This is a genomic window from Rahnella victoriana (assembly GCF_021276285.1).
GTDB classification, from domain to species: domain Bacteria; phylum Pseudomonadota; class Gammaproteobacteria; order Enterobacterales; family Enterobacteriaceae; genus Rahnella; species Rahnella victoriana.
The window spans coordinates 4,061,591-4,077,760 of the sequence record NZ_CP089919.1 but is presented as its reverse complement, the minus strand read 5'-3'; the positions used below and the strand labels follow the sequence as shown (position 1 = coordinate 4,077,760).

The following is a 16,170-nucleotide window of genomic DNA, read 5'->3' as shown; positions in this document are numbered from 1 at the left end:
TCAATGCTCCAGCAAGGTTTGTGCGAAGGGATACAACGCCGGTGAGCCGCCGCAGTGAACGAATATTACCCGTGAACCTGTGCTGATTTTGCCTTGTCCGACCAGGTTAATAAGACCATGCATGGCTTTGCCGGTGTAGACCGGATCCAGCAGCACACCTTCGGCTTGTGCGACGCGGTAGATGGCGTCAATGCCGCCGTCAGACGGTACGCCGTAGGCGGTGCCGACGTAACCGTCTTCAATCCAGATATCTTCCTGCGTCCAGTTTTGCGGCCATTCCAGCAAATCAGCGCAATCCTGCGCCATGGCGGAAATACGGGTCTGGAACCATTCCGCTTTGGCACTGACGCTGATGCCGGCAATTTTGGTATCCGGCCAGTATTTACGTGCGCCGACATACAGTCCGGCCAGTGTACCGCCGGAACCTGTCGGGGCGACAATCACGTCCGGTGGCAGTTGGCCGCGTTCTTTCAGCTGAGCGTCCATTTCTTCGATGGCGCGCACATAACCCAACGCCCCGAGCGGCGTGGCACCGCCGAGCGGGATGATCAGTGCCTTTTCGCCTCGTGAATGAGCGGCCTCAGCATGGGCATTCATCGCGCCTTCAATCTGGGTGAAATAACCGTCGGGGTCGAGAAACTCCAGTTCCGCGCCAAAAAGCTTATCGAGAAGAAGATTGCCCTGATAGGTTTCCGGCTGATTACCACGCAGTACCAGCACCGGTTTCATGCCAAACTTACGCGCCGCTGCTGCCACCATCCGCGCGTGGTTGGACTGGTGCCCGCCGGTGGTGATGACCACGTTAACCTGCTGGCGGCAGGCGTCAGCCATCAGATATTCCAGCTTGCGGACTTTATTACCGCCGCCGCCGAAACCGGTGTAATCATCACGTTTGATATCCAGCGTGATGCCGAGTGAATCGCCCAGTGTCGAAAGGCGCTCAAGCGGTGTGGGGAAGAATCCCAGTGAAACACGTTCAAAATCATCTGCTTGTTTCATCATAATTTTCCTGGTGATTATCTTTTAAAACTTTCCCGGGTGTTGCCGCAAAGCCTCGCCGGATTATTCCGGCAGGGCAGAAAATGGGATGTCCTGAGTAAAAAAATGGATCCAGTCGGTGACGGATTGCTGGAAGCGTTCCAGCCCGCGCAGGGTGACAAATTCATTGATGCCGTGGGCATTGCCACCGTGACCGAGGCCGCCAGTCAGAAAGGCCGGAGCGATGCGGGCAAAGGTATACGCCGGCGCGCAGCCGGGTGCCCACGGCCAGACCTGTGGTGTTGCACCCTGAGTCCGATAGCTGGCGAGCAGGGCATCGACGCCGGGGCTGTGGCGTGGGAAACGGTGGCCGGGATAGCTGTCATCCAGTTCAAGTTCCACGCCGTCGAATTCCGACCTGCTGAGCGTCTGACAGATATCTGCCAGCAGGTTTTCACCGTCAATGCCCGGCGGCACGCGCAATGCAAGTTCCGCACTGGCGCTGTGTGGTATCACGCCACGCGCCTGTTGCGGATCGCTGCGGATTTCTGAAATGTTGAGCACCGCGCCGTTAATCAGTTGTTGCAGGCAGGCCAGCGTATCGCCACTCACCGACAGGGTTTCGCTGCGGCGAAAGCGCAGTTCATCACGGATGCTGAATTGTTCAGCCAGCGTACGCAGTAGCTGGTTTGCCGGATCATCGACAGGCTGACGGGCAATCACGCCGTTTTTTTCGGCGGGGGCAATGGCGTGAAGGGCATTCACCAGCCGCCATACCGGATTAGCAATCCAGTTGGCGTTACTGGCGTGGATTGCCGCATGGGGGCCGCCCCACGCCCCGCCGCTGACGCGTAAACGGCCACCGCTCAGCCCGCTGAAACCCAGATATACGCGGGGTTCGCCGCCGCCGTATTCACACAGCGACGGGAAAAACACAGCACCGGCGGGCGTTACCGGACAGGGTTCCTGTGCCAGATAGCGGCGCAACCGGCCGCTGCCCGTTTCTTCCTCACCTTCGAGAATGATCTCGAGATTGACGCCCAGCTGATCCGCATCGCACAGTGATTTCAACGCCATCAGCATGCCTGCCAGCGGCCCTTTATTATTTTCCGCGCCGCGTGCGATATACACCGCGCCGGTGCCCGGCCATTCGGTGATACCGCCGGTAAAAGGCGGAAATTCCCAGCCGTCGTCCGTGGCGGGCATCACGTCGTACATGTTGTAAAGCACCAGCGTTTTTGCCGCCTGACGCTCAATGCGCATGTGCACCAGCGGCGGCGTGTTTTCGTCATTTTGTGCGCTGACCTGCAACACCGGCACGCCGTGCAGATTCTGGCGGACCCAGTCTTCCAGCCACTGCGCCAGTTCACGCTGCGGGCTGAGCTGGCCGGAAACGCTGGCGAACGGCGTCATCGCATGGAGTAAATCGAGAGTCGGTTGTAACTGTGGGGAAATGGAAATCGTCACAGGCGGATCCTCGGATTGAGTACCACATACAGCAAATCAATAATCAGGTTGATGCCGACAAACACCAGTGCAGCAAGCAGCACAATGGCCTGTACCAGCGGGAAATCACGGTTCTGGATGGCCTGAACGGCGAGGCGGCCGATGCCCGGCCAGGCAAAAATGATTTCAGTCACCAGCGCACCGCCGAGCAAGGAGGCAAAATACATGCCCTGCACGGTAATCACCGGGATCAATGCATTGCGTAAACCGTGGCGAACCACGATACGCCAGCGGCTCAGCCCTTTGGCGCGGGCGGTGCGGATGTAATCTTGTTGCAGCACATCAATCAGGCTGGCGCGGATGAGTCGGGCAATGGCGCTCATGTAATACGCGCCAAGGCTGATGGCGGGCATCACCAGCTGACTGGCGCTGCCATAACCGCCGGAAGGCAGCCAGCGCAGATGAAGACTGAAGGCGATGATCAGCAGCAGACCGAGCCAGAATACCGGCACCGCCTGACCGCTGAAAGCCAGCAGGCGCGAGAGCAGATCCCACCACGTATTCTGATATAACGCGCTGAGGATGCCGAGCAGCAAACCGGCGACGGTGCTCCACAGCAACGCGGTGAAAGCCAGCAGCAAAGTGGCCGGAACGCGCTGGCCTATCAGTTCGGTGACCGGCTGGCTGTAACGCAGCGATTCCCCCAGATTGCCCTGTAAAACGCCGGTCAGATAATGCCAGTACTGCCACGTCAGCGAGCGGTCAAAGCCCATACTGTGGCGAAAATTGTCAATTTCCTGCTGGCTTGAGCCTGGCGGCATCATTACTGCCGCCGGGTCGCCGGTCAGATGCAGGCTGTAAAAAATCAGCAGTGATACGCCAAACATCACCAGCACCGACTGCCCGAGGCGTTGCAAAAGATAAGGCAGCATATCAGTCGAGCCTCGTGTGGGTTTTGCGCAGCAGGCTGTCACCGAGCAGGTTACAGCCAATCACCAGTGCTGCGATCACCAGCCCCGGCCACAGCACCAGCCACTGTGCCAGCAGCATGTAAGAACGGCCTTCGCCAATCAGATTGCCGAGCGTCGGCGTCGGCGGCTGAATGCCCATGCCGAGAAAACCAATTGAAGCTTCCAGCACGATCAGACGCGGGATATCCAGTGTCAGCAGCACAATCAGGGGTGTCATCAGGTTAGGTAACACGTGGCGCAGCAAAATGCGCGGGGTGGAAAAGCCCATGGCTTTGACTGATTCAATGAATTCCAGCTCGCGGATTTCCAGCGTTTTGGCGCGGGCGACCCGGGCATAAATCGCCCAGCTGGTCACGCCCATGATCAGGATGATGTTGGTCAGCGATGCGCCAAAAAGCGCCATCACCAGTAAGATCAGCAGGATAAACGGCACCGCCAGCTGAATATCCATCAGGCGCATGATGAGCGCGTCGAGCCAGCCGCCGGTATAACCGGCAATCATGCCCAGCGCCGAGCCGATCACTGCTGCAATCACCGCGGCCAGCAGCACTACCATCAGCGAGAGCCGCGTACCGGATAAAATACGCGACAGCAAATCGCGCCCCAGCTGATCGGTGCCCAGCAGATGATGGCCGCCCGGCGGCGAAAAGGCCGCAGCCAGGTCGTTGGTTAATGCATCCGGCAGCGGCAGCCACGGCGCCAGCAGCGCCGGGACAATCACCAGTAGCAGCAACAGCCCGCCGAGGATCCCGTCGCCATAAAACCGGCGGCGGGGTTTCCTTTGCAAGGTGGTTCGCAGTGAAATCATTTAATCCTCAGGTCAAACAGCGGGATACGTGAATCAGCGCGGCCGGTGAAGGTCACGTTGTCAGCGCTGGCATACAGGGAATCTTCTTTGTACAGCGGGATAAGCGGCTGCTGTTGTGCCACAACCTGCTGTATCTGCTGCAAAATTTTCTCACGTTTGGCCGCATCGACCGTGGTGCGGCTGCTGTTGAGCAGGGCATCCAGTTCAGGAGAATTCACGGTGGAATAAGGTTCGCCCGAATGCAGGATCGGATACAGCGCGGCATCGGCGTCCAGTGTTTGCGTTGAGCCCCACGCCAGCATGTACATCGGCGCCTGTTTTTGTGCCGCGACCTGCTGGGTATAGACCGACCATTCCGGCACTTCGAGTTCAGCTTTCACCCCGATAGCTGCCAGATCCTGCACAATCGCCTGGGCGACGTCGGCGCTGGCGATATAGCGGCGTGGCGCCTGGAAGCGCAGGGTGAAACCTTGCGGATATCCGGCTTCGGCCAGTAATGCTTTGGCTTTGGCAATGTCCTGCACAGGCGCGGGAATGGCCTCATAACCAAAATCTTTCGGTCCGGCCATGGTGCCGGTCGGCGTACCGAAACCATGCAACAAATCGCGGGTATAAGCCGCACGGTTCAGCGCCAGCGATAACGCCTGACGGACACGCACATTATTCAGCGGTTTCTGGTCGTTCTTCAGGCCGAGGTAAATGGTCAGCCCGCCATTTTTCACCTGTTCCAGATGCACGCCTGGTTTGTTTTTCAGCGCCGGAACCAGATCCGCCGGAACGCCATCAACCAGCTGTACTTCACCGGTCAGCAGGGCGGTAATGCGCCCGGTGGCTTCCGGTATCGGACGCCAGGTGACAGTATCGATTGCGGGCTTGCCGCGCCAGTAATCAGGGTTGGCCCGCATCACCACTTTTTCATCGGGGATAAACGCAGTCAGCGTATACGCGCCGGAACCCACTGGTTTGCGGGCAAATTCCGCCGCACCGACTTTGGTGACATACGCGGGTGGCACAATGTACGTCGGGTAGCGACTCATGCGGGTCGGCAACAACGGATCCGGTCCGGTAGTGTGGATTTTCACCTGATACTCGCCGGTGACTTCCACGGATTTAATGGTGCGGATATAGGAAATGGTCGGCGCGTGCTGAGCGGGATCGAGAATACGGTCGATTGAGAATTTCACCGCCTGTGCATTGACCGGCTCACCGTCGCTGAATTTCACACCCTGACGCAGCGTGAACTCCCAGGTGGTATCATCCAGCGATTTCCAGCTGGTCGCCAGCCCCGGCTGTAACTGCATATTGGCGTCGCGCAGCACCAGCGTATCGAACAGATTATCTACCAGCGTGGCAGACTCTTTCAGGAATCCCGGATCCATTGCCGTGGCCGAAGCGGGTTGAGCGATCACCAGTTCAGAGGCGAAAACAGCCGGTGTTGTCAGGCTGATAAACAGGGCAAGTGAAGCCAGTTTGAAGGCAGGTATTCTCATTACGGTCATTCCCAAAGTGAAGCCGCCAGACGTGTTGACGGAATTAACGTGAAGGTGGTGCGTCACAAAAATGGTCAATCAATATTCAATTCCTCAATACATGATATATCCTATATAATGTATTTTTTGCAAGCTACGGATTAAACCGCAAAAGAAAAGCCATTATTTTGCTAAAGGAAAATGTCACATGTTTGAGATGGAAAAAGCGCAGCGCGTCAGTCTGACCATGCAGGTGGAAGCTAAGCTGAAAGGGGCGTTGATTGTCGGCGTACTCAAGCCGGGCGCGCGACTGGTGACCAAGGAAATTGCTGAGAAACTCGGTACCAGCGTGACGCCGGTGCGCGAGGCATTGCTGCGTCTGGTGTCGGCGGGGGCACTGGATGCCACGCCCGCACAGGCTTTTCTGGTGCCTAAAATTGCGCTGGCGCGGTATCAGGAAATCACGCTTATCCGCAAAAATCTTGAAGGTCTGGCGGTGTCGCAGGCTTGTGAGCAGATCACTGCGCAACACATTGCTTTGCTGAAAACGCTGAATGCCAGATTCATGGCAGCGAAAGTCGAAAACAACGTCGAGGGCGCTTTAGAGGCCAACCGTGAGTTTCGTTTCATGTTGTATGAAATGGCCGCAATGCCGACGCTGACGTCGCTGATTGAGCAGCTGTGGGTGCAGATAGGTCCGTGCTTCAACTATCTCTATCCGCAGTCGCCGCATATGGCGCAGGGGCAGCACAATTACGATCAGCTGTTACTGGCCCTGGAAGCAGGTGATGCTAAACGTTGTGTGAAGCTTATCCACAAATCGATTGATGACGGCGCAGCAATCCTCGGGAAGCATTATTTTCAGGAAGAATGAACAGAGTTGCGGGAATGAAAGAAATAAGGGGTTGCCAGACTGCATGGTGCAGTCTGGCAGGTTAATGCATCAGAACATCAATACCATCCACGGATAGGCAATCAGCATCATGCCGCCGAGGAAAATCGCCCCGAAGATGGTGCCCAGACGCCAGTAGTCTTTGGTGGGCAGATAGCCGCTGCCGTAGTAAATCGGGCTTGGACCGGTACCGTATGGGGTGATAATCCCCATCACGCCCAGCGAGGTCACCATCATCAGGCAGTAAACCGGCATGTTAATGCCCGGGATCGCCGCCGCAATGGTCAGCATCGCCGGCAACAGCGCAGTGGTGTGCGCCGTGGTACTGGCAAACAGATAGTGCAGCAGGAAGAAAGCTATCAGCAGCATCACGGCCGCCACCTGCGGGTCGAATCCGTTGAGCAACTGACCGCCTTCTTTACCCAGCCAGGCGATAAAGCCGACGCGGGCAAGGCCGTCCGCCAGCGCCACCAGCGTCGCAAACCATGCAAAGGTGTTCCATGCCGGTTTGTTACTGGTGATGTCGTTCCAGTTCAGCACGCCGGTCCACAGCATCAGCACCACTACCAGCAGCGCAGCCATCGCAGGTTCAATCCACGATGCGGCAAAAATCCACATCAGCAGGGCAGAACAGACGAAGATCAGCAGCAGGATTTCGTTACGTGACAGCTTACCCAGCTTCTCAAGTTCGTTGGTCGCCCAGCGCGGCACTTCGTCGTTGACCTTCACTTCCGGCGGATAAAACCAGTAGGCCAGCAGCGGCATGGTCAGGATCAGCAGCACGCCCAGTGGCAGAAACGCCAGGAACCACATGCCCCACGAAATCGTAAAGCCGGTGATGCTTTTGACTAACGCCAGTGCCAGCAGGTTCGGGGCTAACGCCGAGAGGAACATCGAGCTGGTGATACAGGCGGCGGTGATCGCGACCCACATCAGATAAGAACCGATTTTACGGGCGCTCGGGTCATTCGGCTTGGAACCGTACAACGGCGGCAGGTTGGCGATGATCGGGTAGATCGTGCCGCCGCTGCGCGCGGTGTTGGATGGCGTGAAGGGTGCCAGCAGCAGGTCTGCAAAGGTAATCGCATAGCCGAGCGTCAGGCTGCGGCGGCCCAGATATTTCACCAGGATCAGCGCCAGACGGCGGCCAAACTGCGTTTTATCATAACCGGCAGCGAACATGAATGCGCCGAAGATAAGCCAGACGGTGGAGTTACCGAATCCGCTGACCGCCCATTTGAAAGCCTCGGTCGGCATCTTAAATTTCGGGTTAGCGATCTCTTCCGGGCTGAACAGCAGCCACTGGCTGAACAGGGCGATGACCACCACCCCGGTCAGGCCGATGACTGCGCCGGGAAGGGGTTCAAAAATCAATCCGACAATCACGCCGACGAAGATGGCGAAGAAATGCCAGGCATAAGGTTCAAGCCCCGCAGGGACGGGTGTCAGCAGTAACAGCACGGACACCAGTACCGGCAGGAACAGCATAATCAGATGTTTTTTTTGCCCCGCGGCAGGCGGTGCGGCCTTGGCGGGGTCATTGAGCGTGGATGTGGGTTTCATAATGTGGTTTGCCCGTGTGTGAGAGTGAGCCTGATGCCCCGGTTATCTGTGATTGTTTTCTGATTCAGAAAACCATTCATTATTCTTAATCGGAAATGTGTTAAGCGGTACGTAATGACGATGTCACCGCTGTGACGAAATTAAGACATTACTATTATTCTTAGCGCAAAAGATGTGATGCATCCGCTTATATTAAATCAAATAACAACATAAAAATTGTGGTTATTTTTTCTCAGAAGAACCCGCTTATGTGAATGTAGAGTAAATTTGTGCAAACGCCAGTTTTTGACGTCAACTTGCTGATTTTGCAGGCGAGATTTTTTATGTTAATCTAAAGTTGATTTTTGTCAACTCATCATTAACAATTGAAGGTGGTATTGATTTTCATGTCGGGTAAATAAACAACGCCTGCTTGTTTAACGTTTATCACGCCCATTTTCACCGCGTAACGTAAATAAATACGCCACAGATTTCTCTATTTATCACCTGCATCGAGCTGCTTAATTAAACGGGAAGTTTATACGGTAAAAAATGCGGCCACGAAAAAATTCAAGACTCACACATTTCGGAGTTGATCATAATGAATAAGCTCACCCCGGTTCTGAATCCGCTCACACTGCCCAACGGTGCGGTACTGAAAAACCGCCTGCTGATGGCGCCGATGACCACCTGTACGGGGTTTTATGACGGCACGGTGACCAGCGAACTGGTGGAATATTATCGCGACCGTGCCGGCAGCATCGGCACCATCATTGTCGAATGTTGCTTCATTGACCGCATGGGACCGGCGTTCCCCGGCGCTATCGCCATCGACAGCGACAACAAAATCTCCGGCCTGAAGAAAATTGCCGATGCCATCAAATCCAAAGGCTCCAAAGCGATCCTGCAGATTTATCACGGTGGCCGGATGGTCGAGCCGGAACTGATCGGCGGCCGTACGCCCGTCGCGCCAAGCGCCATCGCTGCGCCGCGTGAAGGCGCGACCACCCCGAAAGAACTGACCGGTGAAGAAGTCGAAACCATGGTCACCAAGTTTGGTGATGCGGTGAACCGTGCGATCAAAGCCGGGTTTGATGGCGTGGAGATCCACGGGGCCAACACCTATCTGATCCAGCAATTTTATTCGCCGAACTCCAACCAGCGTACGGACAAGTGGGGCGGTGACCGCGACAAACGCGCGACATTCCCGCTGGAAGTGCTCGACATTACCCACAAAATGGCGGAACGCTTTGCTGATGCCTCCTTTATTATCGGCTACCGTTTCTCGCCGGAAGAGCTGGAAGTGCCGGGTATCCGCTTTGACGACACGATGTATCTGCTGGAAAAACTCGCGGCGCGCGGGCTGGATTACGTGCATTTCTCGGTCGGCCAGTTGCTGCGCCCGTCGATTGTTGATACGCAGGATCCGACACCGCTGATCACTAAATTCCGCGCCATGCGTTCAGAAACGCTGGCCAAAGTGCCGGTGATTGGTGTCGGGGGCGTGATCAACAAAGCCGATGCCGAAAAGGGGCTGGAATACGGCTTTGATCTGATCGCGATTGGTAAGGCCTGTATTGCTTATCCCGACTGGGCCGATCGCATCATCAACAACGACCACCTTGAGCTGTTCATCGACAGCCATAAACGCGAAGAGCTGAACATCCCTGAACCGCTGTGGCGCTTCTCACTGGTTGACGCCATGATCCGCGATACCAGCGTCACTGGCCGTAAATACAAAGCCGGGGTGTATCAGGAGAAAGTGGAAGCCGAAGCCCTCAAGCTGAAAATCAGCGTCACGCTGGACACCGACCGTATCACCGATATTGCGCTGGTGAAGGACGACTCGCTGGATGTCGATTTCACCACTACGTTTGAAAGCCTGCGTACCCGTATGCTGGTCGCCAACAGCCCGCACGTTGACGCCATTACCGGCGCGACCACGCAGAGTGAGGCGCTGAAAAAAGCCGTTTCCCGCGCGCTGGCCACCTCCAGCAAAGAGCATGTGATTGAAGAAGGCGGCAACCCTCAGGCACCGCAAAACTACGATGTTGTCGTGGTCGGCAGCGGGGGCGCGGGTCTTGCAGCGGCGATTCAGGCACATGACGAAGGGGCGCATGTGGTGATCATCGAGAAGATGCCAACCATCGGCGGTAACACCATTAAAGCTTCCGTCGGGATGAACGCCGCAGAAACGCGTTTCCAGAAACTGAAAGGTATCGAAGACAGTAAAGAGCTGTTTTATGACGAAACGCTGAAAGGCGGCAAGTTTAAAAACAATCCGGTGCTGCTGCGCGAGTTTGTGGAACTGGCACCGGAAGCGGTGGAGTGGCTGGCGGCGAAAGAGATCGAACTTAACGACATCACCATCACCGGCGGCATGAGCATCGACCGTACGCACCGTCCGGCGGACCGTTCTGCGGTGGGTGGTTTCCTGATCAGCGGTCTGGTGAAGAACATTAACAAGCGCGACATCGAGGTGCTGCTTGAAACCTCGGTGGCGGAAATCCTGTCGGAAAACGGCGTGGTGACCGGCGTGAAAGTGGTGGATGAATACAATGACAGCCGCATTCTGAATGCGAAAAGCGTGATTGTCGCCACCGGCGGTTTCAGTGCCAACCGTGAAATGGTGGTGAAATACCGCCCTGAACTGGACGGTTTTGTCACCACCAACCATGCGGGCGCGACCGGCAGCGGTATTGCCATGTTGCAGAAGATTGGTGCAGATACCGTCGATATGGGCGAAATTCAGATCCATCCGACGGTGGAGCAGACCACGTCCTATCTGATTTCAGAAGCCATTCGTGGCGGTGGCGCGATCCTGATCAGTCAGGCCGGGAAGCGTTTCTACAACGAAATGGAAACCCGCGACAAAGTGTCGGCGGAAATCATCGCGTTGCCGGAGAAAAGTGCGTGGGTGATTTTCGACGAACAGGTGCGGTCGAATAACAAAGCCGCCGACGAATACATCGCCAAAGGGTTTGTGCTCAGCGCGCCGACACCGGAAAAACTGGCGGTGAAACTTAATATCGATCCGCAGACGCTGGCCGATACGCTGGAGCGTTACAACCTGTTCGTGGTGGAGAAAAAGGATGAGGACTTTGGCCGTACCACTGCGCTGCGTCATCCCCTCAATCAGGGGCCGTTCTTTGCCATCCGTATCGCACCGGGGGTGCATCACACCATGGGCGGCGTCACCATTAACACCGACACCGCCGTGCTGGATGCACAGAAACAGGTGATCACCGGTGCCTGGGCGGCAGGGGAAGTGGTCGGCGGTATCCACGGCGCGAACCGCATCGGTGGTAACGCGGTGGCTGACATCATTATCTTCGGCATTCTTGCCGGGAAAAATGCGGCGGCGCTGGCCAAAAGATAACGCGTGAGAACGTCAGTGTTAAAAGTGAAAATCCACGTGAGAGCGTGGATTTTTTTATGACGGAAGCCTTACGCAAAGGCGTCGCGGAGTGCCTGAATAAAGCTGCGGATCTTCATGGTCTGCCGCAGACCGGCGGGGGTCAAAACATGCATCGGCCGTGATGGCCCGTCGTAATCAGGCAGTACCTGCACCAGCCGTCCGGCGGTGATCTCTTCTTTCAGCACATCTTCCGGCCCCAGCGTGACGCCATATCCGCTGACGGCGGCATGCAACAGTGCGCGCCAGTCATTTGAACGCAACCGTCCTTCCGGCTGAATTTCCTGCGTTTTACCGTCTTGAGAAAATTGCCAGCGGCAGGGAGCCTGTGGCGACCAGATGCCGTAAACCAGACAGGAATGCTGCGCCAGTTCTGCCGGTGTTAAGGGGATACCGCGCTGCGCCAGATAGCCGGGGGATGCGCAGGCTATCAGCCGGTAAGGCCGCAGAGGATACGCGATCATCTGGCTGTCAGTGAGTTCGCCAATGCGCAAAATGACCTCATAGCCTTCCTCGACCGGATCAACCAGACGGTCACTCAGCGTCAGCTCCACCTGCGTTTCCGGATACTGCGCCAGATACTGTGTGATGAAAGGTGCCAGCGTTGAGGTGCCGAAAGTCACCGGGGCATTGACGCGCAGCGTACCGGAAGGCGTGACTTTCATTTCCAGTGCGATGGCATCGGCGGCTTCTGCTTCTGAAAGCACGATTTTACAGCGTTCATAATAGCTGCGGCCGATGTCCGTAAGATGCTGACGCCGCGTCGTGCGGTTAAGCAGCGCCGTGCCGAGCCGGGATTCGAGCCGCGCAATATGTTTCGCCACCATCTGCGGAGAGAGTCGCAAATCGTTCGCGGCGGCGGCAAAAGAACCCAGCTCTGCGGCTCTGACAAAGACATTCATACTGGTTAACCTGTCCATGATTCCCTCCTTTTTGTTGTTTCACTGTGCTAATTGCGACGATTTATCAACGCAGAGTGTCGAATTATGCTGAACCTGTCTACCACAAAATCAAAGGTGAATATCATGAAAATAGGCATTCTTGGCGCAGGGTTTGTCGGACGGGCGGTGGCAAAACTGGCGACCCGGGCAGGACATCAGGTCATGCTCAGTAATTCACGCGGGCCGCAGACGTTATTCAGTCTCAAGCCGATGCTCGGCTGCGAGACAGGCACAGCGGCGCAGGCCGCGACGTTCGGGGATATCGTGGTGATTGCCGTGCCGCTGACGGCCATCGGGCAACTGCCGGTAGCAGAGCTTGCCGGAAAGCCGGTAATTGATGCCGTGAATTATTACCCTGAGCGCGACGGACAGGTCGCAGAGCTGGATCAACAGGCGACCACCACCAGTGAATATCTGGCGGGTTTCCTGCCGGGGGCAAAAATCACCAAAGCCTTCAACGCCATCCGCATGACTGATCTGGAAACCGACGGTTTACCCGCCGGAGACCCGCAGCGCCGCGCATTACCGCTGGCAGGCGATGACGCAGAAACCAAAACCATCGTGGCGGCGCTTTACGATGCGTTCGGTTTTGACACTCTCGACGCGGGCTCACTCTCAGAAGGCTGGCGCTTTGAGCGCGGTATGCCTTGTTATTGTGTGCCGATGACACGGGATGAATTGAAGACGGCGCTGGAAGGGGCGGAGAGAGGGGAGCTTTAAAGGGTTGGTTATGTCACGCCTTTCGCAGCATAGCGGAAGGCGTTGTTCGCCGTTGCATCGTCAGGATATTGACAACCCGCCCCGAACAATGGTTGTATTGTGCAACTATAAATCCTCGGCGAAAAAATGACTCATGCTTAACCCCTCTTTAATTGAAGAAATCCGTGCGTCCTCGCGTCTGATGGTGCGTGAACTGGGCTTTATGAATGCCACGCTGGCCGCGACTGACTATTCACCGTCTGCGGTGCACAGTTTGCTGGAAATTGATAATCAGGGCGGGATGACGGCTGCGCAGCTGGTGCAGATCCTCGGGCTGGAAAAATCCAGCGTCAGCCGCATGCTGGCGCGGTTGCTGGCTGCGGGAGAAGTGCAGGAAGTGCCGTCCGCAGGTGATGCGCGGGTGAAGCAACTGACACTGACGGACAAGGGCGTGCAGACGGTCAGCCGGATAAATGATTATGGCGCGATGCGGGTCATCAGCGCGCTGGAGAATCTTGATGATGCGCAGCAACACACCGTGGCGCAGGGGCTGACAGCCTATGCCCGCGCACTCGAACGTTGCCGCGACAGTGAAAATGCCGCGCCGCAAAAATCCATTGAGATCGTGACCGGCTATCTGCTCGGTATGATTGGCAGAATTGCGGAAATGCACGGCACGTATTATGCGAAAAATTACGATTTCGGCCATTTCTTTGAAGGTAAGGTCGCGTCAGGTCTGGCAGAATTTTCGGGGCGTCTGCATGAACCCTGCAATCAGATCTGGCTGGCGGTATGTCACGGCAAGATTGTCGGATCTGTCGCCATCGACGGGCAGGATCTCGGCAATAATCAGGGGCATTTACGCTGGTTTATTCTCGATGACAGCTGCCGGGGCACCGGCATTGGCAGGAAACTGCTCACTGAAGCGATGGCGTTCTGTGATGCGCGGGAGTTCGATGCCGTGCAGCTCTGGACCTTCAGCGGTCTCAATGCGGCACGGCGTCTTTATGAATCCTTTGGCTTCGCGCTGTCGGAAGAATGGCAGGGTGATCAGTGGGGAATGACCATGACGGAACAACAGTTCACCCGGCCATCAGGCGCAGGGCGTTAATTCGCCGTCGCGGTGACTTTGGTGGTCAGGGCTATCAGGGCGCTGACTACCGTAAATAACGCAATGATCCAGGCCATCGTCCACGGCGTACCGTCGCTCATCAGCGCCAGTAATAACGATGAGACAATCCCGCTGCCGTACTGCAACGATCCCATCAGCGCAGACGCGGACCCGGCAACACCCGGCACGGCATCCAGCGCCGCCGCTGCCGACGTTGCCGCAATCACCCCGTTCATCGAGAAGAAGATAAAGACGGTCACCACAATCAGGATCACGCCCCCTGTGTGCATTTTGACACCGATTGCCAGCACCAGCGCGGCAAGGGCGGCGACAGTGACGGCGCGTTTCAGCAACACTTCCAGCGGATAAATATGCACCAGACGGCGGTTCACCATGCTCACCGCCATCAGCCCGACAATGTTCACCGCAAACAGCCAGCCGTAATGTTGCGGATCCACGCCAAAATAGGTGATGTAAACAAAAGGCGAGCCGGTAATAAAGGCGTAAGCCGCAATGTAATAGAACGTCAGGCACAGGGTAAAGCGCATGTACTGCGTGTTGGTCAGCAGCAAAATATAGTTGCGAAACGCACTGCCTAATGAGGCTTTCACCCGTTTCTCTGCGGGTAATGTTTCCGGTAACCAGAATAATGAGGCCAGCATGACCACGCCGATCACGGCCAGTAACCAGAATATGCTGTGCCAAGAGGTGATTTTAATCATCTGACCGCCGAGCAGAGGGCCGGCGATAGGGGCGATCGCCATGATGACCATCAGCGTCGATAGCATTTGTGCGGCACGGGTGCGGCTGAATAAGTCGCGGATCATCGCGCGGCCCAGCATCGGACCGGTACAGGCTCCCAGCGCCTGAAAGACGCGCCAGAACACGATTTGCCCGATATCTTCTGACAGCGCGCAGCCGACCGATCCCACGATAAACAACGCCATGCCAGCGAACAACGGAAGTCTGCGACCAAAATGATCACTGATCGGCCCCCAGATCAGCTGCGCGATGCAAAAACCGATTAAAAAACCGGTGATGGTCAGTTCCGCATCGCCGTGTAAATCTTTTGCCATCAACGGCATCGCTGGCAAATAAATGTCAGTTGATAAAGAAGTGAACGCCATTAACGCGCTGAGGATCAGGATAAAGCTAAGTCCGGTGGTTTTGGACGCCGTGGACGGGGTGCGCGTCTGAGAATCAATCATTGTTTTTCTTCTGAAGAGTATGAAGACGGGTATGTTACCGGTAAATGTATAACGAATAATCGGCCGAATAAGCATAGACACTATGAATGGGATTCATGAATACTCTTGGCTATAGTGATAGCGAAGAATGACCTTCCTTTACTGATGTGGAGAGAGTTATGTCAGATAAAATGTCTGCTCAATGCCATTGTGGTGCTGTCGCTTTTAACGTGAAACTCATTGACGGGCTGAACGCCGTTCGTCGCTGTAACTGCTCCTTCTGCCGCATGCGCGGTGCTGTGGTGGCGGCCGCCTCGGAGGTAGACGTGATAAAGGGAAAAGAACACCTCACGGAGTACCGTTTCAACACTCAATCCGTCGCCCACTATTTTTGTGCCGTTTGCGGTATCTACACGTTTCACCAGAGCCGTTCCAACCCCGAACAGTTTGCCGTCAACGTCGCCTGCCTCGAAGGTGTTTCGCCCTTTGATTTTGCCTGCGTGAAAGTCACTGACGGTATTCATCATCCGAAAGATGGCGGCGAAGGTGGTGTGGCGGGATATCTGAAGTTTGAGGCGAAGCAGGAACACTGTTATTCATGCCAGAAAAGGTAAACGCGTACGAAGTGAATTCGGCAGGGGGGGAATGGCTCGTCGTGCCTAAATAACCATGACAAATACAGAAGCTTTTTTAAGTCACTATCTGGCAACC

General features: G+C 56.0%; 13 protein-coding genes. 5 read left to right on the top strand and 8 right to left on the bottom strand.

Features of this window, described 5'->3' with window-relative positions; translation table 11 throughout:
• The 5 genes from J9880_RS18790 to J9880_RS18770 form a co-directional block, all read right to left on the bottom strand.
• Positions 1-999, bottom strand: a complete 999-nt coding sequence (locus J9880_RS18790; RefSeq protein WP_095921960.1) for a 1-aminocyclopropane-1-carboxylate deaminase/D-cysteine desulfhydrase — start codon at positions 997-999, stop codon at positions 1-3.
• Between the two features lie 63 nt (positions 1,000-1,062).
• Complete coding sequence (locus J9880_RS18785; protein WP_119825973.1) at positions 1,063-2,445, bottom strand: M20 family metallopeptidase; 1,383 nt, start codon at positions 2,443-2,445, stop codon at positions 1,063-1,065.
• Entirely contained in the window at positions 2,442-3,356 is a 915-nt protein-coding gene (locus J9880_RS18780; RefSeq protein ID WP_095921962.1) for an ABC transporter permease, read from the bottom strand. Before J9880_RS18780 ends, J9880_RS18785 begins: the two co-directional genes overlap by 4 nt.
• 1 nt (position 3,357) lies before the next feature.
• Positions 3,358-4,203, bottom strand: a complete 846-nt coding sequence (locus J9880_RS18775; RefSeq protein ID WP_095921963.1) for an ABC transporter permease — start codon at positions 4,201-4,203, stop codon at positions 3,358-3,360.
• Positions 4,200-5,693 (bottom strand): ABC transporter substrate-binding protein, encoded by a 1,494-nt coding sequence (locus J9880_RS18770; protein ID WP_131692753.1) that lies wholly within the window; start codon positions 5,691-5,693, stop codon positions 4,200-4,202. The genes J9880_RS18775 and J9880_RS18770 overlap by 4 nt, the downstream gene beginning before the upstream one ends.
• A 187-nt stretch (positions 5,694-5,880) precedes the next feature.
• Between J9880_RS18770 and J9880_RS18765 the strand changes: the two genes are divergently transcribed.
• On the top strand, positions 5,881-6,546 hold the full coding sequence (locus J9880_RS18765) for a GntR family transcriptional regulator (RefSeq protein ID WP_095921964.1): 666 nt from the start codon (positions 5,881-5,883) through the stop codon (positions 6,544-6,546).
• Between the two features lie 69 nt (positions 6,547-6,615).
• Here the strand turns inward: J9880_RS18765 and J9880_RS18760 are convergent, their stop codons facing one another.
• Entirely contained in the window at positions 6,616-8,127 is a 1,512-nt protein-coding gene (locus J9880_RS18760) for an anion permease (protein ID WP_095921965.1), read from the bottom strand.
• Positions 8,128-8,707: 580 nt separating this feature from the next.
• Here J9880_RS18760 and J9880_RS18755 point away from each other — a divergent pair.
• On the top strand, positions 8,708-11,485 hold the full coding sequence (locus J9880_RS18755; protein WP_195817076.1) for a flavocytochrome c: 2,778 nt from the start codon (positions 8,708-8,710) through the stop codon (positions 11,483-11,485).
• Between the two features lie 68 nt (positions 11,486-11,553).
• Here J9880_RS18755 and J9880_RS18750 read toward each other — a convergent pair whose 3' ends face one another.
• Positions 11,554-12,441, bottom strand: a complete 888-nt coding sequence (locus tag J9880_RS18750; protein WP_133823770.1) for a LysR family transcriptional regulator — start codon at positions 12,439-12,441, stop codon at positions 11,554-11,556.
• Between the two features lie 105 nt (positions 12,442-12,546).
• Between J9880_RS18750 and J9880_RS18745 the strand changes: the two genes are divergently transcribed.
• Both J9880_RS18745 and J9880_RS18740 read left to right on the top strand, forming a co-directional pair.
• Positions 12,547-13,182 carry an NADPH-dependent F420 reductase gene (locus J9880_RS18745; protein WP_232769758.1) on the top strand — a complete coding sequence of 212 codons (636 nt, stop codon included), beginning with the start codon at positions 12,547-12,549 and terminating at the stop codon, positions 13,180-13,182.
• A 133-nt stretch (positions 13,183-13,315) separates the two neighbouring features.
• The gene (locus tag J9880_RS18740) at positions 13,316-14,272 is read left to right on the top strand and encodes a bifunctional helix-turn-helix transcriptional regulator/GNAT family N-acetyltransferase (protein ID WP_232769757.1); all 957 of its coding nucleotides are present in this window, start codon (positions 13,316-13,318) and stop codon (positions 14,270-14,272) included.
• On the opposite strand, the gene J9880_RS18735 is transcribed toward J9880_RS18740, so the two are convergent.
• Complete coding sequence (locus J9880_RS18735) at positions 14,269-15,480, bottom strand: multidrug effflux MFS transporter (protein ID WP_095921972.1); 1,212 nt, start codon at positions 15,478-15,480, stop codon at positions 14,269-14,271. The two genes, J9880_RS18740 and J9880_RS18735, sit on opposite strands and share 4 nt — an antisense overlap.
• Before the next feature lie 158 nt (positions 15,481-15,638).
• Between J9880_RS18735 and J9880_RS18730 the strand changes: the two genes are divergently transcribed.
• Positions 15,639-16,073, top strand: coding sequence for a GFA family protein (locus tag J9880_RS18730; RefSeq protein WP_195817081.1), 435 nt, complete (start codon positions 15,639-15,641; stop codon positions 16,071-16,073).
• The last annotated feature ends 97 nt before the right edge of the window (positions 16,074-16,170 follow it).

Excerpts from the sequence above, each read along its gene's own strand:
- J9880_RS18790 (WP_095921960.1), bottom strand. The coding sequence starts at position 999 with ATGAAACAAGCAGATGATTTTGAACGTGTTTCACTGGGATTCTTCCCC.
- J9880_RS18780 (WP_095921962.1), bottom strand. The coding sequence starts at position 3,356 with ATGCTGCCTTATCTTTTGCAACGCCTCGGGCAGTCGGTGCTGGTGATG.
- J9880_RS18775 (WP_095921963.1), bottom strand. The coding sequence starts at position 4,203 with ATGATTTCACTGCGAACCACCTTGCAAAGGAAACCCCGCCGCCGGTTT.
- J9880_RS18770 (WP_131692753.1), bottom strand. The coding sequence starts at position 5,693 with ATGAGAATACCTGCCTTCAAACTGGCTTCACTTGCCCTGTTTATCAGC.
- J9880_RS18765 (WP_095921964.1), top strand. The coding sequence starts at position 5,881 with ATGTTTGAGATGGAAAAAGCGCAGCGCGTCAGTCTGACCATGCAGGTG.
- J9880_RS18760 (WP_095921965.1), bottom strand. The coding sequence starts at position 8,127 with ATGAAACCCACATCCACGCTCAATGACCCCGCCAAGGCCGCACCGCCT.
- J9880_RS18755 (WP_195817076.1), top strand. The coding sequence starts at position 8,708 with ATGAATAAGCTCACCCCGGTTCTGAATCCGCTCACACTGCCCAACGGT.
- J9880_RS18750 (WP_133823770.1), bottom strand. The coding sequence starts at position 12,441 with ATGGACAGGTTAACCAGTATGAATGTCTTTGTCAGAGCCGCAGAGCTG.
- J9880_RS18745 (WP_232769758.1), top strand. The coding sequence starts at position 12,547 with ATGAAAATAGGCATTCTTGGCGCAGGGTTTGTCGGACGGGCGGTGGCA.
- J9880_RS18740 (WP_232769757.1), top strand. The coding sequence starts at position 13,316 with ATGCTTAACCCCTCTTTAATTGAAGAAATCCGTGCGTCCTCGCGTCTG.
- J9880_RS18735 (WP_095921972.1), bottom strand. The coding sequence starts at position 15,480 with ATGATTGATTCTCAGACGCGCACCCCGTCCACGGCGTCCAAAACCACC.
- J9880_RS18730 (WP_195817081.1), top strand. The coding sequence starts at position 15,639 with ATGTCAGATAAAATGTCTGCTCAATGCCATTGTGGTGCTGTCGCTTTT.